The organism is Catenovulum adriaticum, from assembly GCF_026725475.1.
Lineage (GTDB): Bacteria > Pseudomonadota > Gammaproteobacteria > Enterobacterales > Alteromonadaceae > Catenovulum > Catenovulum adriaticum.
Map to the genome: position 1 here is coordinate 815,450 of NZ_CP109965.1, position 24,476 is coordinate 839,925.

A 24,476-nucleotide genomic window follows, 5' to 3' on the forward strand; every position below is an offset into this window, starting at 1 on the left:
ATTTGAGCAAATTCATCTTATTGCTGCAAAACTTTATTTTTCGTCAACGTTTATGGGTGATCAGCATTTTTGCTGTATTGACTCTAATTTTTGCTTACTCTGCAAGTCAAATTAAATTAGATGCGGCGTTTACAAAAAACATCCCGCTTAAGCATCCTTATATGCAAACTTACCTTCAATATGCGGATGATTTTGGCGGTGCAAACCGCGTGTTAATTTCACTTTGTGATGAGTCCGGCAATATTTATAACGCAGGCTTTTTTGATAAACTAAAAAAAATTCATGATCAGTTATTTTTTATTCCTGGGGTCAACCGTTCTCAAGTTTTATCTTTGTTCTCCCCCAGTATCCGTTTTACCGAAATTGTTGAACAAGGGTTTACAGGTGGTCCTGTTATTCCTGCTAATTTTGTAAACGATAAGCAAGGTTTGCAGATAGTTAAGCGCAATGTTGAAAAATCTGGTCAGGTAGGTCGCTTAGTCTCTAATGATTATAGTTGTGCTATGGTGACAGCTTTGCTACTAGATTTTGATCCTTCCACAGAGCAGCCAATTGATACGATTGGCTTTGCAAAACAACTTGAACAAGAAATTAGAGGAAAATACCAAACTCAACAACATAGTATCCATATTATCGGTTTTGCTAAAATGGTGGGGGATGTCGCTTCGGGGGCAAAAGAAGTCGTGATGTTTTTTGGCATTGCAATTTTAATTACTGCTTTATTAGTTTATTTCTTTTGTCATTCATTTAGATTGATGCTATTTCCCGTTTGCTGCTCTGTGATTGCTATGGTGTGGAAACTTGGCATTCTTTCCTTACTTGGGTTTGGTTTAGATCCTATGTCAATCTTGTTGCCTTTTTTAATTTTTGCGATAGGTGTGAGCCACGGTGTTCAGATGATTAACGCTATTGGAAAAAATGTGGCTACAGGCTTATCAACACTGGATGCTGCAAAGCTAAGTTTTAATACGTTATTTTTAGCTGGGTTTGTTGCCCTGTTATCAGATTGCATCGGCTTTATTACTATATTAAGTATTGATATTGGCGTGATTCAAGAATTAGCAATAGCGGCTTCTATTGGCGTTGGTGTTATTATTTTAACCAACTTATTACTGTTGCCCGTACTTGTTTCTTATATTAAATTTTCACCACAATATTTAATGAAAGTAAACAAAAGTCGCAGCGCAAAACTTTGGCCTTATTTAATAAAGTTAACACATCATAAAAAAGCAATTAGCGTTGTTATGCTTGCCGTTATTGTGCTGATGTTCGGACTTGTTCAATCTCAGCAACTTAAGGTTGGTGATTTACATGCAGGCGCGCCAGCACTACATGAAGACGCACGTTATAATCAGGATACATTTTTGATCACTGAGAAATTTGGTGTGGGTGTGGATATTTTATCTGTGATCGCAGAAACTGAGCCAGATGCGTGTACCGATTATCAGGTGATGAAAAATATTGATGATTTTCAATGGCGGTTAACTCAGTTACCCGCTGTGCAATCAAGCATTAGTTTAACCAGTGTGACTAAAATAATTACCGCAGGTTATAACGAAGGTAATCTTAAGTGGCAAGTTTTACCAAGAAATAGCGCCACATTAGCCCAATCTGTTTCGCGGGTTGAAACCAGTACGGGTTTGTTGAATACGGATTGTAGCGCCATGCAAATTGTTTTGTATTTGACTGATCATAAAGCACAGACAATTGCACAAGTGATAGAAACGGTTAAACAAGAGCGAGAACACTACCAGTTAGATAATTTGAAATTTAGTTTAGCGTCAGGTCCAGCAGGAGTGATGGCGGCAACTAACGAAGCAGTAAAAGCGGCTCAATTACCTATGATGCTTTATGTTTATAGCGCTGTTTTCATTTTATGTTTATTAAGTTTTAAATCGCTGCGTGCAACGATTGCTGTGGTATTGCCTTTGTTTATTGTTTCTACATTAGCGCAAGCTTTAATGACTTATCTGCAAATTGGTTTAACGGTTTATACGCTGCCCGTGATTGCGTTGGGGGTTGGTATAGGGGTTGATTATGGCATTTATATTTTATCAACTATGAGTGCTAAGTTAAAACAAGGTATGTCGTTAAACCAAGCTTATTTCGAAGCTTTAAAAGAACGAGGCAGTGCGGTTATTTTTACAGGGTTAACATTGGCGATAGGGGTAAGCACTTGGTTATTATCTGCACTTAAATTTCAGGTAGACATGGGCATTTTACTAACCTTTATGTTTATCGTTAATATGCTTGCCGCGGTAATTATTTTACCTGCGTTATGCCGTTTATTTTGGTGGAAACGATAGTTATATGACGTTATATGATGCAAAACGGCTGGCGATTAAAGTTGGTATTGTATTGGCTTGAATTGATTTAACAGGTTAATAAAAAGCCGAATTAATAAATAAAAATATTAATTCGGCTTTTTATTATTAAAGATAGAATGACTACTTATTCGATCTTACAAGGTACACACCAAGCGTAATGTCCTTTAGGATCATTCCATTTATTTAATGTGTGGTATTCAGCAATTACTTGATTGATTTGTTTTTGTAGCTGGGTATTAATTTGTGTCGTTTGCTCATGACCTAACCAGCTACTCGCTTGACCAAATATCTCTTTTACTAATTGTTGCTGAGGCGTTAGATCCTGCTCTATGGTTAATGTTGAGTAATCCCCATCAAGCCCTGCGTGTTCGGCAGCAGATTTCACTGCCTGAGCTAGATTGCCCAACTTATCTACCAAACCTAACTCAAGCGCTTGCTCACCTGTCCATACTCGGCCTTGAGCTATTTTGTTTGCATCTTCAATTGTCATATTCCTATGTTCAGATACCAGTTGTAAAAACCTTTGATAAGCTCTTTCAGTACTTTTTTGCAGTATATCGCCCACTTTTTCATCTAAAGAAATAGTTGGCGTTAATGGCGGCCATTCTGTTGTTTTAACACCATCAGTATGAACACCTAAGTAATCAAGTGTATTTTCGAATGTCATAAACATACCAAATACTCCAATTGAACCAGTAATAGTTGCCGGGTGAGCCCAAATTTCATCGGCACTGCTTGCTATCCAGTAGCCACCCGATGCGGCTGTTGAACTCATTGACGCTATGACAGGTTTATTTGCTGCTTGTAATAAATCTATTTCACGGCGAATGATTTCACTAGCAAAAGCGCTGCCACCTGGGCTATCTATCCGTAAAACGACAGCTTTAACCTGATCGTTTAAACGTGCTTTTTCCAATAGCTTTGCGGTACTATCGCCACCGATTGAGCCGGGAAGTTGTTTTCCATCATATATATTGCCTGCGGCTACAATAATGGCAACTTGCGATTGTGAGCCTAAGTTAATTTTTGGTTTTTTTATAACGCTTAAGTATTGTTCAAAATTAACTTTATTGTAGCTGCGCTTGTTATCTTTCCAACCGACAATATTGGCAATGGTTTGTTCTACTTCTTCACGGTTTTTTAAGCTATCGACCCAATGATTATTGAGAGCATATTGCGCGAAATCATAGTTAGACTCTTCAAATTTATTACGAAATACGTCTAACTCTTCGTCAAAATTATTAATGTCGATATCTCGGCGTTTAGCAACATCCGTTTTATAAATATGCCAAAGTCGTGATAACCAGTCTTTACTTGCGGTTTTGGCGGCTTCACTCATATCGTCTCGAATATAAGGTTCAACGAATGATTTATAGGTGCCAACTCTAAAAATATGAGTTGATACTTTTAGCTTTTCTAGTGCAGATTTGTAATATAGTTGGTAATTACTAAATCCATCTAATAGCACAAAGCCCATTGGATGCAGGATTATTTCATCGGCGTAACTGGCTAAAAAATATTGTGATTTAGTATAATAATCACCAATGGCATAAACGGGTTTGCCGGTTGCTTTAAACTGATTAAGCTTGTCACCAATAGCTTCAAGTTTATTTAAACCTGCACCTGTCATATTTTTTAGGTCTAATACGATGGCTTTAATGCGGCTGTCTGTTTTTGCAGCATCTAGGGTATTTAAAACATCAGATAATAACGTTTCAGCAGGCTGATTCGGGGAACCAGAAGCTTGCATCATAATATTATCGATAGGGTTAACCGTTTGCTTTTGCTCTACAATATTGCCGGATAAATCTAAAAGCAGAGCTGTTTTATCCGGCACGGTGAATGTTTGCTTATCTGTGCTGATAACCACAATGATAACGGCAATAACACCAAAAAAAAGTAAATTTAATAATAGCTTTCGAGTAAAGTTAATACTCCCCCAAAGTGCTGAAAATAATCTAGAAACACCATTTTTTGTTGACATAATAATCCAGTCGGTTGGTAAATTTTTTTATATGTTAACGTGTGTAATTTTAAAGTGGTAGTTTTTTGCCAAGAGAGATCTAAATTAAGCGATTGTTTAAATAGAGGACTGATTTTTTTGCATACGATATACTGCAATTCATTTTAATGGGTTTATTAAGGTTGCTTATTTTGCAGTTAAATTGGAAGCAAATTAAAAAGTATCATGCGTTGACTTTAGTTCGGCTCATCTTTAGTTTTTCGTGTTTATTGGTATTTTGGGTATTTTCGATAACCGCTTTTGAAAGTTATTTGGTAGTGGGGCTTTACTGTCTTAGCCATGCTTATTTGACGATAAAAAATACATCATTTAGCTTATTGCTTTCTCATTTTGTCGATTTAATTGGGTTTAGCATTTTGCTTTATTTGCATGGTAGTGCAATGAATGGAGCTATTTCTATTTTATATATTCCCATAGTATCCGCTTCTTTGTTATTAAAATGGCGACATGCTTGGCTTATATCAATGCTTGCCATCGCTTTTTATAGTGGGTTAATTTGGCAAGTGACTTCAGGTACACACCATCATATGATGGGAGCCCATTTACAAGGTATGTGGTTTACTTTTGTATTATCAGCAGTAGCTATGACTTGGTTTATGTCTGCACAGCGCTCAAGGTTAATTCGTCAAAGCCATGAAATCTCGGAATTAAAAGAGCAACAAATGAGAGATGAGCAAATTTTAGCGGTAGCTACTTATTCTGCTAATACTGCTCACCAGCTTTCAACGCCCTTGTCGACGTTGGGTATGCTAATTGACGAACTTTCATTATTTAATAAAGAGTCTGAAATACCTGCCGATTTACAACACCAATTATCAGAACAGGTGTCGTTTTGCCAGACAATCGTTAAAAATATAGCTAAGCAAGCTAAGTTAAATACGCCCAACCGGTGCCAGGCAAAACAGTTTGTTGAAAAGATTACTCAATTTTGGTGGAATCGACGTAATGAAATCGAATTAAACACGCAATTTGAACTGAGTTTAGATAATGTTGAAATTATGACCGACTTAAACTTAGAAATGGCGATCTCTAATTTATTAGATAATGCGGCTGATTCCAGTTTAGCTCGCCAGTCCAACCAAATTGAGCTGTCATCAAAAGTCGAACAAGATAAACTTATTATTCAAATTCAAGATTATGGAGACGGCTTTGATTTACAACGTATGGCGAATTTAGGTTTAAAGTCTACATCAGAAAAAGCATCTGGAATGGGAATTGGGCTTATTTTAGCAAACGCAGCAATAGAGCGCAGCCAAGGGGAAATTGTTTTGGTTAACAATGAACGCGGCGCACTAACCATTATTAATTTACCATTACTTAGTAATACCATTGGATAAAAGATAGGTTGAGTTTAAATGAGTTATGAAGTCGTTCTGCTAGATGATGATCAAGTGTTTGCCCAGACGTTGCAACGACAATTTCAGCGCATGGATTGTACGGCTAATATTTTTCACGATACTGCTAGTTTGCTAGATACGTTAGATATGTTTTGTCCTCAACTTATTATTTTAGATTTGAATTTAGGTTCAAGTTCGAGCCTAGCGGCCATTCCTCCATTACGTTCTGCTTATCCTAATGCGATTATTTTAATGTTAACTGGTTATGGCAGTATTGCTACTTGTGTGAATGCGATAAAAGCGGGGGCGGATGATTATTTAACTAAGCCAGTTAGTTTTCAAACTTTATATGATAAAATTAAATTGTTAATAGCAGAAAATTCGTCGAAGTCTGAACAGACTAGCATTAGCGAGCAAAACCCCACTTTAAAACCTATGTCAGCGTCTCAATTAGAGTGGGAGCATATTCAAGCGGTCTTAAAAAGCAATCAGGGTAATATTTCACAAACAGCAAGAGTATTGAATATGCATCGCAGAACACTTCAGCGTAAGTTATATAAGCGGGCTCCAAGTTAATAAAGTCACGTAAATTAATCAACGTTTGTTACTTTAGGAAGCGTAATTACATATTCCAATCCTTTGCCGATTTCACTGTTGACTTTTATATCTCCTTTTAGTGTTTGAGTGACTAAATTGTAAACGATATGAGTGCCCAAACCACTACCACCTTGATTTTGCTTTGTTGTGTAAAAAGGAGCAAATAACTTTGCTAGTGCAGCAGTATCCATGCCTTTACCATTATCTAGGTAATCAAGCTGAATTAAATCATGATTTAAATCTGTAATTCTAATATCTATTCTTCCACCCGTAGAGCCTTCAAATCCATGAATGATGGAGTTCATGATTAAATTTGTTAATATTTGTGAGATAGCACCCGCAGGGCAGGACATCTTTATCTTAGCATCGCAGTGAAATTGAATTTTTTGGTGAGTTTTTTTGAGTTTGGGTTTTAACGAGTTTATGACTTCTTGAACATAACTTCCAATCTCAATATCTCGTTTTGCATCACTTGCCTGATCAACTGCTATTTGCTTGAAGCTATTTATGAGTTCAGAGGCTCTTTTTAAATTAGCATCAATTAAATTAATGCTTTCTGTTGAATCTTGCAAAAATCGGCCTAAAGAGTTAGACGTTAGTGTTTTATCTATGTAATTTTGGTTGATTACAGTGACTTGCTCAGACAAAAAACTGGCCGCAGTAATGCTTATTCCAATTGGTGTATTTACATCATGGGTGATGCCTGCAACCAATCCACCAAGGGTAGACATTTTTTCGGTTTCTAATAATTGTTTTTGCGCCGCTTTTAATTGCTGAACATAGGCTTCAAGTTCAGACTGTTTAACCAATAGCGCATGCTCAGCTTGTTTACGGGTTTCAATACCAATGGCTAATTCGTTTCTGCTTTCTTCTAGCTCTTTTTTTTGATTTTCTATATTTAATAAAACTCTGCTTAGATTAGATGTCTTTTTAGCTACTTGGTGTTCTAATAATAAATTTTGTTCATCTAGCTTGGTATTGGCATCAAGTAAATTTTTATTTGCTGCATCCAAACATTCACTGTAAATGTGTAATTGGTCAATTAACTTGTTGTAGGCTTGTTGTAAAATGGTGAGCTCATTTTGCTCTTGCATGTCGATTGATAATTTGGATGCTTCTAATCGTTCAATATCAAAATTTTCAATTTGTTCTGTGAACTCATACAAAGGCTGACGCAATAAGCGCTTAAATGTAAATAATATAATTAAAAATAAACAAATCGTAATAAAGAAAGCTTTAAATAATAAAAATGTTACTGGAACGCTAATCCTATCGAAAATAACTTGCCTAGATGAAAATAGACTAATATCTCCAACTAAAACGGGCTTACCTGAAAACTCAAACACTAAAACAGAAAGGTAGCCAAATAAGCCTCTTGCATCTTTAGTCGTTAAGAGTTGAGCTTCGTCATAATTCACGTTTGATACACGGGGTTCAACATACTTCCCCAATTTGGTAATTATATTGCCGTTTTCATCTCTAAGGACAATGCCTTCTATAACAGGCATAGCAAGCAGTCCTTGGGTAATAGTTAATGACTGCTGTGAATTCAATTCCCAAATCGAGCGAGTTAAACTGCTACTGACCGTTTTTTGCAATACAACGAGCTCATCCTGTATGTGTTCTTTAGTTATATAGTACTCACTAATAATTTGTACTGCCGTAATAATGACAGTTAAAGCGATATATATAGTTAAAACTTGAGTCAGTAGTTTTCGAGAGAGGCTAATCGCTTTCATAAATTCACGATAATAAATAAACTAGATTCAATAAATATAGTTTTACTTATATATATTGCCCATGATTTTTGTTCTTTGCTTTCTTTATTGCTCTATTTAACGGAAATTGTATTTAATATGAAGGTTAAATAAGCATATTGAGTGTTAATTAAGCAAACAAACTTTAATTTCAAATAAATTCAAAAAAAGCGTTGACGGGGTTTAATTAGTCCCTATAATGCGCCCCCAACAACGCAGCAACACGCAGATAAACATCAGCGAGTGAATGCGCAGCTCAATAGAGTTCAAACCGTTGAAAAGGCCTGTTTAACGTTAAATATCAATAACGAAAAATAAAGGCTTGACAACAAAAGAGGACAGCGTAGAATGCGCGGCCTCGCTTCGGTAAGAAGCAGCGGAATATCCGCAACGTTCTTTAAAAATTAGGTAACCTTATTTATCTGTGTGAGCACTGGCATAGATTTGATGAATGAACAATTTATCAATTTATTCAGGCTCACATGAAAATGTGATTTTGAGTTAATTGAGCAAGATTTAAAAACTTTTTTGAAGAGTTTGATCATGGCTCAGATTGAACGCTGGCGGCAGGCCTAACACATGCAAGTCGAGCGGAAACGATGAGAGCTTGCTCTCAGGCGTCGAGCGGCGGACGGGTGAGTAATGCTTGGGTATCTGCCTCGTTGTGGGGGATAACCATTGGAAACGATGGCTAATACCGCATAATACCTACGGGTTAAAGGGGGCCTTTATGGCTCCTGCGACGAGATGAACCCAAGTGAGATTAGCTAGTTGGTGGGGTAATGGCCTACCAAGGCGACGATCTCTAGCTGGTTTGAGAGGATGATCAGCCACACTGGGACTGAGACACGGCCCAGACTCCTACGGGAGGCAGCAGTGGGGAATATTGCACAATGGGGGAAACCCTGATGCAGCCATGCCGCGTGTGTGAAGAAGGCTTTCGGGTTGTAAAGCACTTTCAGTCAGGAGGAAAGGTAAGTTGTTAATACCAACTTACTGTGACGTTACTGACAGAAGAAGCACCGGCTAACTCCGTGCCAGCAGCCGCGGTAATACGGAGGGTGCAAGCGTTAATCGGAATTACTGGGCGTAAAGCGCACGTAGGTGGCGTGATAAGCTGGGTGTGAAAAACCGGGGCTCAACCTCGGCCGTGCATTCAGAACTGTCATGCTAGAGTAAGGGAGAGGGGGGTAGAATTTCAGGTGTAGCGGTGAAATGCGTAGAGATCTGAAGGAATACCGGTGGCGAAGGCGGCCCCCTGGCCCATTACTGACACTGAGGTGCGAAAGCGTGGGTAGCGAACAGGATTAGATACCCTGGTAGTCCACGCCGTAAACGATGTCTACTTGCTGTTTGTGGATTTAATCCGTGAGTAGCGAAGCTAACGCGATAAGTAGACCGCCTGGGGAGTACGGCCGCAAGGCTAAAACTCAAATGAATTGACGGGGGCCCGCACAAGCGGTGGAGCATGTGGTTTAATTCGATGCAACGCGAAGAACCTTACCATCCCTTGACATCCACGAGAGCTAGAAGAGATTTTAGTGTGCCTTCGGGAATCGTGAGACAGGTGCTGCATGGCTGTCGTCAGCTCGTGTTGTGAAATGTTGGGTTAAGTCCCGCAACGAGCGCAACCCTTATCCTTAGTTACCAGCGATTCGGTCGGGAACTCTAAGGAGACTGCCGGTGATAAACCGGAGGAAGGTGGGGACGACGTCAAGTCATCATGGCCCTTACGGGATGGGCTACACACGTGCTACAATGGACAGTACAGAGGGCAGCTAACTAGCGATAGTGTGCGAATCCCTTAAAGCTGTTCGTAGTCCGGATTGGAGTCTGCAACTCGACTCCATGAAGTCGGAATCGCTAGTAATCGCAGATCAGAATGCTGCGGTGAATACGTTCCCGGGCCTTGTACACACCGCCCGTCACACCATGGGAGTGGGCTGCAAAAGAAGTAGGTAGCTTAACATTGGGCGCTTACCACTTTGTGGTTCATGACTGGGGTGAAGTCGTAACAAGGTAGCCCTAGGGGAACCTGGGGCTGGATCACCTCCTTACAAAAATTCATTAAACGTGCACAGTGTTCACACAGATAAATAAACGGTTATCAAATTTAAAGGCAAGCAAAAACCAAACCCAAGTGTTGGGGTGCAATAAACTGCATCAATGCTTCAGTTTGGTTTTTTTAACGGCAACGTTAACATCCAACGCTCTTTAACAATCTGGACAAGAAGTAATAAAGAAAAACGAATTCAATCAAGTTGAATTAGTATTCAAAGTAGCAAGCAGTCCTACGTACAATCTGGATAAACATTCGGGTTGTATGGTTAAGTGACTAAGCGTGCACGGTGGATGCCTAGGCAATTGGAGGCGATGAAGGACGTGTTAATCTGCGATAAGCTATGACGAGTCGATAAAAGACGCTTAAGTTATAGATTTCCGAATGGGGCAACCCACTCTTTTTAGAGTATCTTGCACTGAATACATAGGTGTAAGAGGCAAACCGGGAGAACTGAAACATCTAAGTACCCCGAGGAACAGAAATCAACCGAGATTCCCCAAGTAGCGGCGAGCGAACGGGGAACAGCCGATGAATGATAAATTAGTAGAATGCACTGGAAAGTGCAGCCATAGAAGGTGATAGCCCTGTATATGAAGATTTATCATTCACGCATTAAGTAGGTCGGGACACGTGATATCTTGACTGAAGACGGGGGGACCATCCTCCAAGGCTAAATACTCCCAATTGACCGATAGTGAACCAGTACCGTGAGGGAAAGGCGAAAAGAACCCCTGTGAGGGGAGTGAAATAGAACCTGAAACCGTGTACGTACAAGCAGTGGGAGCAGACTTGTTCTGTGACTGCGTACCTTTTGTATAATGGGTCAGCGACTTATATTTAGTAGCAAGGTTAACCGAATAGGGGAGCCGTAGCGAAAGCGAGTGTTAACTGCGCGTAGAGTTGCTAGGTATAGACCCGAAACCCGGCGATCTATCCATGGGCAGGTTGAAGATTGAGTAACATCAATTGGAGGACCGAACCCACTAACGTTGAAAAGTTAGGGGATGACCTGTGGATCGGAGTGAAAGGCTAATCAAGCCGGGAGATAGCTGGTTCTCCCCGAAAGCTATTTAGGTAGCGCCTCGGACGAATACCTCAGGGGGTAGAGCACTGTTAAGGCTAGGGGGTCATCCCGACTTACCAACCCTTTGCAAACTCCGAATACCTGAGAGTAATATCCGGGAGACACACGGTGGGTGCTAACGTCCATCGTGAAGAGGGCAACAACCCAGACCGCCAGCTAAGGTCCCCAATGCTTATTAAGTGGGAAACGATGTGGGAAGGCTTAGACAGCTAGGAGGTTGGCTTAGAAGCAGCCACCCTTTAAAGAAAGCGTAATAGCTCACTAGTCGAGTCGGCCTGCGCGGAAGATGTAACGGGGCTAAATAAGCAACCGAAGCTGCGGATTTGAACTTAGGTTCAAGTGGTAGGGGAGCGTTCTGTAAGTGGTTGAAGGCAAAGCTGTAAGGCATGCTGGACATATCAGAAGTGCGAATGCTGACATGAGTAACGATAAAGGGGGTGAAAAACCCCCTCGCCGAAAGACCAAGGTTTCCTGTCCCATGCTAATCAGGGCAGGGTAAGTCGGCCCCTAAGGTGAGGGCGAAAGCCGTAATCGATGGGAAACGGGTTAATATTCCCGTACTTTTAATGACTGCGACGGAGAGACGGAGCAGGCTAAACTAGCATGGCGTTGGTAGTCCATGTGAAAGTGTGTAGGTTGGAGATTTAGGTAAATCCGGATTTCCTTAAGACTGAGACACGAGACGAGCCCCCAAGGGGGTGAAGTAGTTGATGCCATACTTCCAGGAAAATCTTCTAAGCTTCAGGTCATTAAGAACCGTACCCCAAACCGACACAGGTGGTCAGGTAGAGAATACTAAGGCGCTTGAGAGAACTCGGGTGAAGGAACTAGGCAAAATAGTACCGTAACTTCGGGAGAAGGTACGCCACGTTATTGTGAAGGGCTTTACGCCTGGAGCGAGAGGTGGTCGAAGTAACCAGGTGGCTGGAACTGTTTATTAAAAACACAGTACTGTGCTAAATCGAGAGATGACGTATACGGTATGACACCTGCCCGGTGCCGGAAGGTTAATTGATGGGGTTAGACTTAGGTCGAAGCTCTTGATCGAAGCCCCGGTAAACGGCGGCCGTAACTATAACGGTCCTAAGGTAGCGAAATTCCTTGTCGGGTAAGTTCCGACCTGCACGAATGGTGTAATCATGGCCACGCTGTCTCCACCCGAGACTCAGTGAAATTGAAATCGCAGTGAAGATGCTGTGTACCCGCGGCTAGACGGAAAGACCCCGTGAACCTTTACTACAGCTTGGCAGTGAACATTGAACCTACATGTGTAGGATAGGTGGGAGGCTTTGAAGCATCGTCGCTAGATGGTGTGGAGCCGACCTTGAAATACCACCCTTGTATGTTTGATGTTCTAACGTTGTTCCCTAATCGGGAATGCGGACATTGCCTGGTGGGTAGTTTGACTGGGGCGGTCTCCTCCCAAAGCGTAACGGAGGAGCACGAAGGTTGGCTAAGTACGGTCGGACATCGTACGGTTAGTGTAATGGCATAAGCCAGCTTAACTGCGAGACAGACACGTCGAGCAGATACGAAAGTAGGTCATAGTGATCCGGTGGTTCTGAATGGAAGGGCCATCGCTCAACGGATAAAAGGTACTCCGGGGATAACAGGCTGATACCGCCCAAGAGTTCATATCGACGGCGGTGTTTGGCACCTCGATGTCGGCTCATCACATCCTGGGGCTGAAGTCGGTCCCAAGGGTATGGCTGTTCGCCATTTAAAGTGGTACGCGAGCTGGGTTTAGAACGTCGTGAGACAGTTCGGTCCCTATCTGCCGTGGGCGTTTGAGAATTGAGGGGGGCTTCTCCTAGTACGAGAGGACCGGAGTGGACGAACCACTGGTGTTCGGGTTGTTCTGCCAAGAGCATTGCCCGGTAGCTAAGTTCGGAATCGATAACCGCTGAAAGCATCTAAGCGGGAAGCGAGCCCCAAGATGAGTTCTCACTGAGCTATAAGCTCCAGTAGGGCCCTTGTAGACTACAAGGTTGATAGGTTGGGTGTGTAAGTGCTGTGAGGCATTGAGCTAACCAATACTAATGACCCGTGAGGCTTAACCATACAACGCCGAATGTTTATTAACATGACGTGAAGTGTGACTGCGCGAATGAATAAACAAACTTGATTGACTCTTTATTATGTATTGTCCTGATTGGTTAATTGACTGAAAAGTGAATTAACAAACCGACTTATGCCTGGCGGCCAAAGCATTGTGGCACCACCTGATTCCATTTCGAACTCAGAAGTGAAACACAATAGCGGCGATGGTAGTGTGGGAGTTCCCATGTGAGAGTAGCACACTGCCAGGCTCTTTATTTTATCCTTTAGGATAAGGTCTAAACAACGCATTTATGCAGTTTAGACATGCAGTACATCCTGTACATAAATAACTTTTTTGACAGGTTATTTTAAATAGATAACTATTTAAAATAAGTTGTTGACTTATTGAAATATAAGCGTATTATACGCGCCTCGTTACAGCAGATTGCTGCTTTAACGACTGTTCTTTAAAAATTAGGTAACCTTATTTATCTGTGTGAGCACTGGCATAGATTTGATGAATGAACAATTTATCAATTTATTCAGGCTCACATGAAAATGTGATTTTGAGTTAATTGAGCAAGATTTAAAAACTTTTTTGAAGAGTTTGATCATGGCTCAGATTGAACGCTGGCGGCAGGCCTAACACATGCAAGTCGAGCGGAAACGATGAGAGCTTGCTCTCAGGCGTCGAGCGGCGGACGGGTGAGTAATGCTTGGGTATCTGCCTCGTTGTGGGGGATAACCATTGGAAACGATGGCTAATACCGCATAATACCTACGGGTTAAAGGGGGCCTTTATGGCTCCTGCGACGAGATGAACCCAAGTGAGATTAGCTAGTTGGTGGGGTAATGGCCTACCAAGGCGACGATCTCTAGCTGGTTTGAGAGGATGATCAGCCACACTGGGACTGAGACACGGCCCAGACTCCTACGGGAGGCAGCAGTGGGGAATATTGCACAATGGGGGAAACCCTGATGCAGCCATGCCGCGTGTGTGAAGAAGGCTTTCGGGTTGTAAAGCACTTTCAGTCAGGAGGAAAGGTAAGTTGTTAATACCAACTTACTGTGACGTTACTGACAGAAGAAGCACCGGCTAACTCCGTGCCAGCAGCCGCGGTAATACGGAGGGTGCAAGCGTTAATCGGAATTACTGGGCGTAAAGCGCACGTAGGTGGCGTGATAAGCTGGGTGTGAAAAACCGGGGCTCAACCTCGGCCGTGCATTCAGAACTGTCATGCTAGAGTAAGGGAGAGGGGGGTAGAATTTCAGGTGTAGCGGTGAAATGCGTAGAGATCTGAAGGAATACCGGTGGCGAAGGCGGCCCCCTGGCCCATTACTGACACTGAGGTGCGAAAGCGTGGGTAGCGAACAGGATTAGATACCCTGGTAGTCCACGCCGTAAACGATGTCTACTTGCTGTTTGTGGATTTAATCCGTGAGTAGCGAAGCTAACGCGATAAGTAGACCGCCTGGGGAGTACGGCCGCAAGGCTAAAACTCAAATGAATTGACGGGGGCCCGCACAAGCGGTGGAGCATGTGGTTTAATTCGATGCAACGCGAAGAACCTTACCATCCCTTGACATCCACGAGAGCTAGAAGAGATTTTAGTGTGCCTTCGGGAATCGTGAGACAGGTGCTGCATGGCTGTCGTCAGCTCGTGTTGTGAAATGTTGGGTTAAGTCCCGCAACGAGCGCAACCCTTATCCTTAGTTACCAGCGATTCGGTCGGGAACTCTAAGGAGACTGCCGGTGATAAACCGGAGGAAGGTGGGGACGACGTCAAGTCATCATGGCCCTTACGGGATGGGCTACACACGTGCTACAATGGACAGTACAGAGGGCAGCTAACTAGCGATAGTGTGCGAATCCCTTAAAGCTGTTCGTAGTCCGGATTGGAGTCTGCAACTCGACTCCATGAAGTCGGAATCGCTAGTAATCGCAGATCAGAATGCTGCGGTGAATACGTTCCCGGGCCTTGTACACACCGCCCGTCACACCATGGGAGTGGGCTGCAAAAGAAGTAGGTAGCTTAACATTGGGCGCTTACCACTTTGTGGTTCATGACTGGGGTGAAGTCGTAACAAGGTAGCCCTAGGGGAACCTGGGGCTGGATCACCTCCTTACAAAAATTCATTAAACATGCACAGTGTTCACACAGATAAATAACTGGTTACTGAAAGAAAGACTTCGTAAGGTCAACAGACCGAATGATGAAAGTCATAAGATAGGTCTGTAGCTCAGCTAGTTAGCACCCCAATCCCTTGTAAAGCGGTGAGGTCGGTTTGCCGACAAGTTGAAGTGAAAGATTAAGTATAGGTCTGTAGCTCAGCTGGTTAGAGCGCACCCCTGATAAGGGTGAGGTCGGCAGTTCAAGTCTGCCCAGACCTACCAATAACGTAGGACGTTGATAAGTTAGAGCGCACCCCGCTCTTGATATTAGCGGTGAGTCGGCTTGGTTATTTCAAGTCTGCCCAGACCTACCAAATTCACATTACTTCTGCGTTATTTTAATACTCGTTTAGCAGGCTAAACGTTCGCATTAAAATGCCTTGAATTAAAGTGAATTACATTTACGAAAAAAGACTGCAAAAATGGGGCTATAGCTCAGCTGGGAGAGCGCCTGCCTTGCACGCAGGAGGTCAGCAGTTCGATCCTGCTTAGCTCCACCACTTTTGCATTATTATATAAAACGAAGTCAGGTACACAGAAACCAAACAAAATAGTTAACGCTAATTATTTTGTTTGGTTTTTTTAACCACGCTCTTTAACAATCTGGACAAGAAGTAATAAAGAAAAACGAATTCAATCAAGTTGAATTAGTATTCAAAGTAGCAAGCAGTCCTACGTACAATCTGGATAAACATTCGGGTTGTATGGTTAAGTGACTAAGCGTGCACGGTGGATGCCTAGGCAATTGGAGGCGATGAAGGACGTGTTAATCTGCGATAAGCTATGACGAGTCGATAAAAGACGCTTAAGTTATAGATTTCCGAATGGGGCAACCCACTCTTTTTAGAGTATCTTGCACTGAATACATAGGTGTAAGAGGCAAACCGGGAGAACTGAAACATCTAAGTACCCCGAGGAACAGAAATCAACCGAGATTCCCCAAGTAGCGGCGAGCGAACGGGGAACAGCCGATGAATGATAAATTAGTAGAATGCACTGGAAAGTGCAGCCATAGAAGGTGATAGCCCTGTATATGAAGATTTATCATTCACGCATTAAGTAGGTCGGGACACGTGATATCTTGACTGAAGACGGGGGGACCATCCTCCAAGGCTAAATACTCCCAATTGACCGATAGTGAACCAGTACCGTGAGGGAAAGGCGAAAAGAACCCCTGTGAGGGGAGTGAAATAGAACCTGAAACCGTGTACGTACAAGCAGTGGGAGCAGACTTGTTCTGTGACTGCGTACCTTTTGTATAATGGGTCAGCGACTTATATTTAGTAGCAAGGTTAACCGAATAGGGGAGCCGTAGCGAAAGCGAGTGTTAACTGCGCGTAGAGTTGCTAGGTATAGACCCGAAACCCGGCGATCTATCCATGGGCAGGTTGAAGATTGAGTAACATCAATTGGAGGACCGAACCCACTAACGTTGAAAAGTTAGGGGATGACCTGTGGATCGGAGTGAAAGGCTAATCAAGCCGGGAGATAGCTGGTTCTCCCCGAAAGCTATTTAGGTAGCGCCTCGGACGAATACCTCAGGGGGTAGAGCACTGTTAAGGCTAGGGGGTCATCCCGACTTACCAACCCTTTGCAAACTCCGAATACCTGAGAGTAATATCCGGGAGACACACGGTGGGTGCTAACGTCCATCGTGAAGAGGGCAACAACCCAGACCGCCAGCTAAGGTCCCCAATGCTTATTAAGTGGGAAACGATGTGGGAAGGCTTAGACAGCTAGGAGGTTGGCTTAGAAGCAGCCACCCTTTAAAGAAAGCGTAATAGCTCACTAGTCGAGTCGGCCTGCGCGGAAGATGTAACGGGGCTAAATAAGCAACCGAAGCTGCGGATTTGAACTTAGGTTCAAGTGGTAGGGGAGCGTTCTGTAAGTGGTTGAAGGCAAAGCTGTAAGGCATGCTGGACATATCAGAAGTGCGAATGCTGACATGAGTAACGATAAAGGGGGTGAAAAACCCCCTCGCCGAAAGACCAAGGTTTCCTGTCCCATGCTAATCAGGGCAGGGTAAGTCGGCCCCTAAGGTGAGGGCGAAAGCCGTAATCGATGGGAAACGGGTTAATATTCCCGTACTTTTAATGACTGCGACGGAGAGACGGAGCAGGCTAAACTAGCATGGCGTTGGTAGTCCATGTGAAAGTGTGTAGGTTGGAGATTTAGGTAAATCCGGATTTCCTTAAGACTGAGACACGAGACGAGCCCCCAAGGGGGTGAAGTAGTTGATGCCATACTTCCAGGAAAATCTTCTAAGCTTCAGGTCATTAAGAACCGTACCCCAAACCGACACAGGTGGTCAGGTAGAGAATACTAAGGCGCTTGAGAGAACTCGGGTGAAGGAACTAGGCAAAATAGTACCGTAACTTCGGGAGAAGGTACGCCACGTTATTGTGAAGGGCTTTACGCCTGGAGCGAGAGGTGGTCGAAGTAACCAGGTGGCTGGAACTGTTTATTAAAAACACAGTACTGTGCTAAATCGAGAGATGACGTATACGGTATGACACCTGCCCGGTGCCGGAAGGTTAATTGATGGGGTTAGACTTAGGTCGAAGCTCTTGATCGAAGCCCCGGTAAACGGCGGCCGTAACTATAACGGTCCTAAGGTAGCGAAATTCCTTGTCGGGTAAGTTCCGACCTGCACGAATGGTGTAATCATGGCCACGCTGTCTCCACCCGAGACTCAGTGAAATTGAAATCGCAGTGAAGATGCTGTGTACCCGCGGCTAGACGGAAAGACCCCGTGAACCTTTACTACAGCTTGGCAGTGAACATTGAACCTACATGTGTAGGATAGGTGGGAGGCTTTGAAGCATCGTCGCTAGATGGTGTGGAGCCGACCTTGAAATACCACCCTTGTATGTTTGATGTTCTAACGTTGTTCCCTAATCGGGAATGCGGACATTGCCTGGTGGGTAGTTTGACTGGGGCGGTCTCCTCCCAAAGCGTAACGGAGGAGCACGAAGGTTGGCTAAGTACGGTCGGACATCGTACGGTTAGTGTAATGGCATAAGCCAGCTTAACTGCGAGACAGACACGTCGAGCAGATACGAAAGTAGGTCATAGTGATCCGGTGGTTCTGAATGGAAGGGCCATCGCTCAACGGATAAAAGGTACTCCGGGGATAACAGGCTGATACCGCCCAAGAGTTCATATCGACGGCGGTGTTTGGCACCTCGATGTCGGCTCATCACATCCTGGGGCTGAAGTCGGTCCCAAGGGTATGGCTGTTCGCCATTTAAAGTGGTACGCGAGCTGGGTTTAGAACGTCGTGAGACAGTTCGGTCCCTATCTGCCGTGGGCGTTTGAGAATTGAGGGGGGCTTCTCCTAGTACGAGAGGACCGGAGTGGACGAACCACTGGTGTTCGGGTTGTTCTGCCAAGAGCATTGCCCGGTAGCTAAGTTCGGAATCGATAACCGCTGAAAGCATCTAAGCGGGAAGCGAGCCCCAAGATGAGTTCTCACTGAGCTATAAGCTCCAGTAGGGCCCTTGTAGACTACAAGGTTGATAGGTTGGGTGTGTAAGTGCTGTGAGGCATTGAGCTAACCAATACTAATGACCCGTGAGGCTTAACCATACAACGCCGAATGTTTATTAACATGACGTGAAGTGTGACTGCGCGAATGAATAAACAAACTTGATTGACTCTTTATTATGTATTGTCCTGATTGGTTAATTGACTGAAAAGTGAATTAACAGACCGACTTATGCCTGGCGGCCAAAGCATTGTGGCACCACCTGATTCCATTTCGAACTCAGAAGTGAAACACAATAGCGGCGATGGTAGTGTGGGAGTTCCCATGTGAGAGTAGCACACTGCCAGGCTCTTTATTTTATCCTTTAGGATAAGGTCTAAACAACGCATTTATGCAGTTTAGACATACCGTACATCCTGTACATAAAAATTTGATGTGAAAGCATCCCAAGATTCAGCCCGATTCGAAAGAGTCGGGCTTTTTTGTTGGTTGACCTAATATTTACCTCCTATCACTATTTAAAGCTTAAGCCTCTTCTAAAATTTTAAAACTATTTGCTAAATTGAGTTTTGGAATGTTATAAATGTAAAAAGAATTAATTGTAGAAAAACGATGAAAAGAATTATATTGCTAATTTTGTTATGTATCAGTACTTCTGTTATAGCAAAAGACTGTGTGATTTTATTGCATGGTTTAGCAAGAGGCGCTGATTCTATGCAACAATTAGAAGATAGCTTAGAACAGTCTGATTATACAGTTGCCAATATTGACTACCCATCTCGTAAAGCAAAAGTTGAATTTTTAGCAGATCTTGCGATCAACGAAGGTATTTATAAATGCCGCCAACAGGGCGCTCAAAATATTAATTTTGTCACGCATTCGATGGGCGGTATCTTAGTTAGGTATTTTTTAGACAAAAAACAAATTGATAATCTTGGGCGTGTCGTTATGTTAGGCCCACCTAACAAAGGAAGTGAGGTGGTAGATGAACTTAGAGATTTAGAAATTTTTGAGTGGATAAATGGTCCTGCTGGCCAACAATTGGGAACAGGTCAGCAAAGTTTAGTGAATCAGCTTGGGGCTGTTGATTTTGAATTAGGTATTATCGCAGGGACTAAAACCATTAATTGGATCTTGTCGACAATTCTACCGAATCAAGATGATGGTAAAGTGACTGTTGAAAGCACAAAAATAGATGGAATGTGTAGTTTTATTAAATTACCTGTAACTCATACTTTTATGATGATGAATGATGTAGTGGAACGGCAAGTTATTTCTTATCTGAAAACAGGTCACTTTGCTCATTCATCAGCTCAAAATAATTTATGCTTTAAATGAGCTAAACTCAATTAAAGCACGTTTGGTTTTGGAGGTTGGAATGAGGTGGCTTAAAGTTTTAATTTTATTCGCTCTAGCGATAATTTGTTATGCTATTGGTAATGTTAAAGGTTTTTTTATTGCTATCCTAATGGGGTTACTATTTGAAGGCTTAATGTGGTTTATCATGTTTAGAAAGAGAAATGATTAATAAAGCATTTGAGTTAATAGATATCAATTTTTTATGTTTTTTGGTTACAACTATGAACTTAGCCGATTTCTAAAAACGTTTTAATTTCATCTATTCTGGCTAAACCATCAGACCACCCTAATTCAATGAGCTCTCGGCAATAATTTTGTTCAAATAATAAATAACTAATTAAACTAGATTTATGAGCCGTATTAGAATTAATGCCGAGAATACGAAGTAATGCCCGAATTGAGAATGGCATACTTTCATAATGCTTTGCAGCTATTTCACTAAAACTTTTACTTGGGTTAATTTGCAAAGTTTGAATGTTTTTAAGCCCCGATAAATTTTGGTATTCCGGTTTTATAAAGTTAAGTGTCTGATTAATACGCTCCATGCGTTCTATGTCACTGGTTAATACATCACTAAAAATAGTATCTAACAAATGACCCACTATGGCACCTCCCGTCGGTGGGATAGCTTTGTCTTCATGGTAGAAAAAACGATTTTTAGGTTGATCCATACCAATAATGAAAATCTTCTCTGCTCCAAGATGAATGGGCGCACTAAGCGGGGCAAGTTGGTTTATAGAGCCGTCACCAAAAAATTCACTATGAAGTTCAACGGATGGGAAAATCATTGGGATAGCAGACGAAGCCATCAAGTGTTCAATTTTTATGGCGCTATGTATTCCACGACGTTTTGCTCTCACCCAGGGCTGGATCTCATCACCCGATTGGTAAAGACAAACAGAATCACCCGAATGGTAAGATGAAGCGGTCACCGATATTGCTTTTAAATATTGCCGTTCAATATTAATTTGAATGCGATTTAAATCGAGTAATTCCTCTAATAAAGATTTTAAAGGTGCGTTGTCAAACCAACTCTCGTTTTTAATAGAAATGTTTTCGTCTCTAATAGGCGAAAAGTTTTTGAGTAAGTTTCGGTATAACGTTTTAAAGTTGCTTTGGTAAACCATATCGGTATGAAAGTTTTTCCAAACCCACTCTAATTTTTTAACACCTAAATGGTAACAAGATGCGTAACAGGATAATGCAGTCGCGTTAATTGCGCCTGCAGAGGTGCCAGATAAAATAGGAAAGGGGAGGCCGTGGCTACGCGGTAACGTTTGCGCAAGTGCCTTTAAAACACCTACCTGATAAGCTGCACGCGCGCCGCCGCCTAATAATAAAAGTCCAAATTTATTTTTATCTGTCATTTATGGTATGTTTTTATCATCCTGTATCTATAATTATACACCTAATTTTATTAAAGCAAGCGTCTCAGTACGAAAGGTAAAATTCCTCCGTTTTGGTAGTATTTAAATTCATTATTTGTATCGATTCTAATGTCCATTACAATTGATTTTGCTGCGCCTTCATCATCGCTATATGTTACTTCTACTTCTTGTTGTCCTGCTTTAACTGCAGGTATAGAAAATATTTCTTTACCTGTTAATTCATGACTGTTAGCGCTTTCGCCTGCTTTAAATTGTAAAGGGAGTATGCCCATGCCAATTAGATTAGAACGGTGTATTCGCTCGTAGCTTTCGGCAAAAACTGCTTTAACGCCTAATAGTGATGGCCCTTTAGCGGCCCAATCCCGGCTTGAACCTGTACCATATTCTTTACCTGCGATAACAATACATGGGGTATTATTCTGTTGATATTGCATCGCAGCCTCATAAATAGACATGGTTTCATTGCTTGGAAAATAACATGTAAAGCTGCCCTCAGTTCCTGGAGCTAATTCATTTTTTAGCCGAACGTTAGCAAATGTCCCTCTAACCATGACCTCATGATTACCCCGGCGTGAGCCATATGAATTAAAATCTTTTGTTTGAACACCTAAATCATTTAAATACTTACCCGCAGGGCTTGTCGGCGCAATAGCCCCAGCCGGAGAAATATGATCTGTGGTAATACTATCGCCTACTTTTACTAAGCATCGAGCTTTATTTATTGCCTCCGTGGGATTAGCATTTGCTGAAATATTTTCAAAAAATGGAGGCTGTTTGATATAGCTAGATTCTGGCCAGTCGTATGTTTTTTCGTCAGATACGTTTAAGTCATTCCAACTTTGGTTACCTTCAAAAACATCAGCATATTTAGTTTTAAATATTTTGTTGGTAACAAAAGTTTGGCTTAATTTTTTTACTTCTTCTTCATTTGGCCATAGATCTTTTAAGTACACAGGATCATTTTGTTGATTGTACGCAATAGGATCTTGGTGAATATTAATTTTCATATTGCCTGCTAGAGCATATGCAACAACTAAAGGCGGCGAAGCTAAATAGTTAGCAGCCGTATCTGGATGAATTCTGCCTTCAAAGTTTCGATTGCCAGATAAAATAGAACATACGGGGAGTTTTGCTATTCGAATTGCGTTGCTGATTTCTTCTGGTAAAGGCCCTGAGTTACCTATGCACGTTGTGCATCCATAGCCAACTAAGTTAAACCCTAATGCGTTTAAATCGTCCATTAAACCAGCATTTTGCAAATATTCGGTTACAACTTGCGAGCCGGGGGCAAACGAAGTTTTAACCCAAGGTTTAGTTGTAATCCCTAATTCTCTTGCTTTTCGCGCCATTAAGCCAGCAGTAATTAATACAGATGGGTTTGATGTGTTTGTACAGCTAGTAATTGCAGCGATAACGATTGCGCCAGGATCTAACGAAAAGGTGTTATCTTGGTATGTTACTTCAATGCCTGAATCTTCTTTTTGAGGCTGGTTTGCATCTAGCTCGTCACCACCCTCTGCTGCAAATTCTGCTTCTGCTGGTTGATCTATGTTGACTATGCGCTGTTCTAACCACAGTTCAAATTGCTCAGCAGCGTGTGCAAGGGGGATTCTATCTTGCGGTCGTTTAGGCCCCGCAATTGAAGGCTCCACTTGGGTCAAATCTAAACTTAGGGTTTCATGATAGCTAGCTTTTGGTGTTTGTTCGTCATGCCAAATACCAAGCTGCTTAGCATATTGTTCAACTAAATCTATTTGGTTTTGGTCACGGCCTGTAAGTTGTAAATAATTGGTAGACTCTTTGTCTAACGGAAATATCCCACAGGTTGCGCCGTATTCTGGTGCCATATTTGCAATAGTTGCTCGGTCAGCTGTGGTTAAGTGCTTGAGGCCCGAACCATAAAATTCAACAAACTTTCCGACTACGCCGTGCTTTCTTAATTGCTCTGTAACTGTGAGCACTAAATCAGTTGCGGTTACACCTTCGGTTAATTCTCCAGATAATTCAAACCCGACTACTTTAGGGACCAGCATACTAACGGGTTGGCCTAACATGGCGGCCTCAGCTTCAATACCGCCAACCCCCCAGCCTAATATTCCTAAACCATTAATCATAGTGGTGTGAGAATCAGTACCCACTAAGGTATCTGGATACGCCCACTGTTCGTTATTTTGTTCTTTTGAAAAAACACAGCGCGCTAAATATTCTAAATTAACTTGATGTACAATGCCTGTGCCTGGTGGTACAACTTTAAAGTTATTAAAGTTATTTTGTCCCCATTTTAAAAACTGGTAACGTTCAGCATTTCGTTTTACTTCGATTTTCGTATTTTTGTCAAACGCATCATCTGTACCAAAATAATCCACCATAATTGAGTGATCAATCACAAGCTCCACCGGGTTGAATGGATTTATTTTTTCAGGATCGCCCTTTAAATCGGCCATTGCATTACGCATTGCGGCTAAATCTACGATGGCTGGAACACCGGTAAAATCTTGTAAAATAACACGCGATGGGACAAACGAAATTTCAATTTGTTTCGGGTTTTGAGTATCCCATTTAGCTAAAGTTTCAATATGGCTAGATTCTACGAAATCAGATGTTTCATGACGTAGTAAGTTTTCTAATAAAATTTTAATACAGTAGGGAAGCCGGTTGATATCATACTCTTTTGCTAGTTTATCAAAGCTAATGGCTTGATAGGTTTGCTTATCGATAGTAAGTGGTTGAATATTGCGCCAATGCTGTTGCATCTTGCCTCCCTAGTGGCTATCTGGTTTGAGTTCATTTAATTGAACGTGTATTAATAAGCTTAAATGACTTAATTAAAATTTGTCTTAAT

The 24,476-nt window shown here is 42.1% G+C and carries 8 protein-coding genes, 2 tRNA genes and 6 rRNA genes; 12 read left to right on the top strand and 4 right to left on the bottom strand.

All coding sequences use genetic code 11. The annotated features are described in order from the left end of the window. The first annotated feature begins 2 nt into the window (after window positions 1–2). The gene (locus OLW01_RS03595) at window positions 3–2,306 is read left to right on the top strand and encodes an efflux RND transporter permease subunit (protein ID WP_268075254.1); all 2,304 of its coding nucleotides are present in this window, start codon (window positions 3–5) and stop codon (window positions 2,304–2,306) included. A gap of 145 nt (window positions 2,307–2,451) precedes the next feature. Here the strand turns inward: OLW01_RS03595 and sppA are convergent, their stop codons facing one another. Next, window positions 2,452–4,311 (bottom strand): signal peptide peptidase SppA, encoded by a 1,860-nt coding sequence (gene sppA, locus OLW01_RS03600; RefSeq protein WP_268075255.1) that lies wholly within the window; start codon window positions 4,309–4,311, stop codon window positions 2,452–2,454. Between the two features lie 170 nt (window positions 4,312–4,481). On the opposite strand from sppA, the gene OLW01_RS03605 reads away from it, so the two are divergent. Together OLW01_RS03605 and OLW01_RS03610 are read left to right on the top strand one after the other, a co-directional pair. Then, complete coding sequence (locus OLW01_RS03605) at window positions 4,482–5,687, top strand: sensor histidine kinase (RefSeq protein WP_268075258.1); 1,206 nt, start codon at window positions 4,482–4,484, stop codon at window positions 5,685–5,687. A gap of 18 nt (window positions 5,688–5,705) precedes the next feature. Then, complete coding sequence (locus OLW01_RS03610) at window positions 5,706–6,263, top strand: response regulator transcription factor (RefSeq protein ID WP_268075260.1); 558 nt, start codon at window positions 5,706–5,708, stop codon at window positions 6,261–6,263. A 14-nt stretch (window positions 6,264–6,277) separates the two neighbouring features. Here OLW01_RS03610 and OLW01_RS03615 read toward each other — a convergent pair whose 3' ends face one another. Beyond that, a complete protein-coding gene (locus OLW01_RS03615) occupies window positions 6,278–8,023 on the bottom strand; it encodes a sensor histidine kinase (protein WP_268075262.1) in 1,746 nt (581 codons plus the stop codon). Between the two features lie 543 nt (window positions 8,024–8,566). Here OLW01_RS03615 and OLW01_RS03620 point away from each other — a divergent pair. From OLW01_RS03620 to OLW01_RS03660, 9 genes are all read left to right on the top strand, one after another. Continuing rightward, a 16S ribosomal RNA gene (locus OLW01_RS03620) occupies window positions 8,567–10,098 on the top strand. A gap of 268 nt (window positions 10,099–10,366) precedes the next feature. Beyond that, window positions 10,367–13,248, top strand: a 23S ribosomal RNA gene (locus OLW01_RS03625). A gap of 133 nt (window positions 13,249–13,381) precedes the next feature. Continuing rightward, window positions 13,382–13,496: ribosomal RNA gene (gene rrf, locus OLW01_RS03630) — 5S ribosomal RNA — on the top strand. 326 nt (window positions 13,497–13,822) lie between these two features. After that, window positions 13,823–15,354: ribosomal RNA gene (locus OLW01_RS03635) — 16S ribosomal RNA — on the top strand. A gap of 191 nt (window positions 15,355–15,545) precedes the next feature. After that, a tRNA-Ile gene (locus tag OLW01_RS03640) sits at window positions 15,546–15,622 on the top strand. A gap of 202 nt (window positions 15,623–15,824) precedes the next feature. Further along, window positions 15,825–15,900 (top strand) — tRNA-Ala (locus OLW01_RS03645). Between the two features lie 206 nt (window positions 15,901–16,106). Next, window positions 16,107–18,988: ribosomal RNA gene (locus OLW01_RS03650) — 23S ribosomal RNA — on the top strand. A gap of 133 nt (window positions 18,989–19,121) precedes the next feature. Next, a 5S ribosomal RNA gene (gene rrf / locus OLW01_RS03655) occupies window positions 19,122–19,236 on the top strand. The 16S, 23S and 5S rRNA genes sit together here with 2 tRNA genes alongside, the layout of an rRNA operon. A gap of 263 nt (window positions 19,237–19,499) precedes the next feature. Then, window positions 19,500–20,225 (top strand): esterase/lipase family protein, encoded by a 726-nt coding sequence (locus OLW01_RS03660; RefSeq protein WP_268075264.1) that lies wholly within the window; start codon window positions 19,500–19,502, stop codon window positions 20,223–20,225. A 248-nt stretch (window positions 20,226–20,473) separates the two neighbouring features. On the opposite strand, the gene OLW01_RS03665 is transcribed toward OLW01_RS03660, so the two are convergent. Beyond that, entirely contained in the window at window positions 20,474–21,613 is a 1,140-nt protein-coding gene (locus OLW01_RS03665) for a patatin-like phospholipase family protein (protein WP_268075267.1), read from the bottom strand. A 50-nt stretch (window positions 21,614–21,663) separates the two neighbouring features. Next, window positions 21,664–24,387, bottom strand: coding sequence for an aconitate hydratase AcnA (acnA, locus tag OLW01_RS03670; RefSeq protein WP_268075269.1), 2,724 nt, complete (start codon window positions 24,385–24,387; stop codon window positions 21,664–21,666). Window positions 24,388–24,476: the final 89 nt, after the last annotated feature.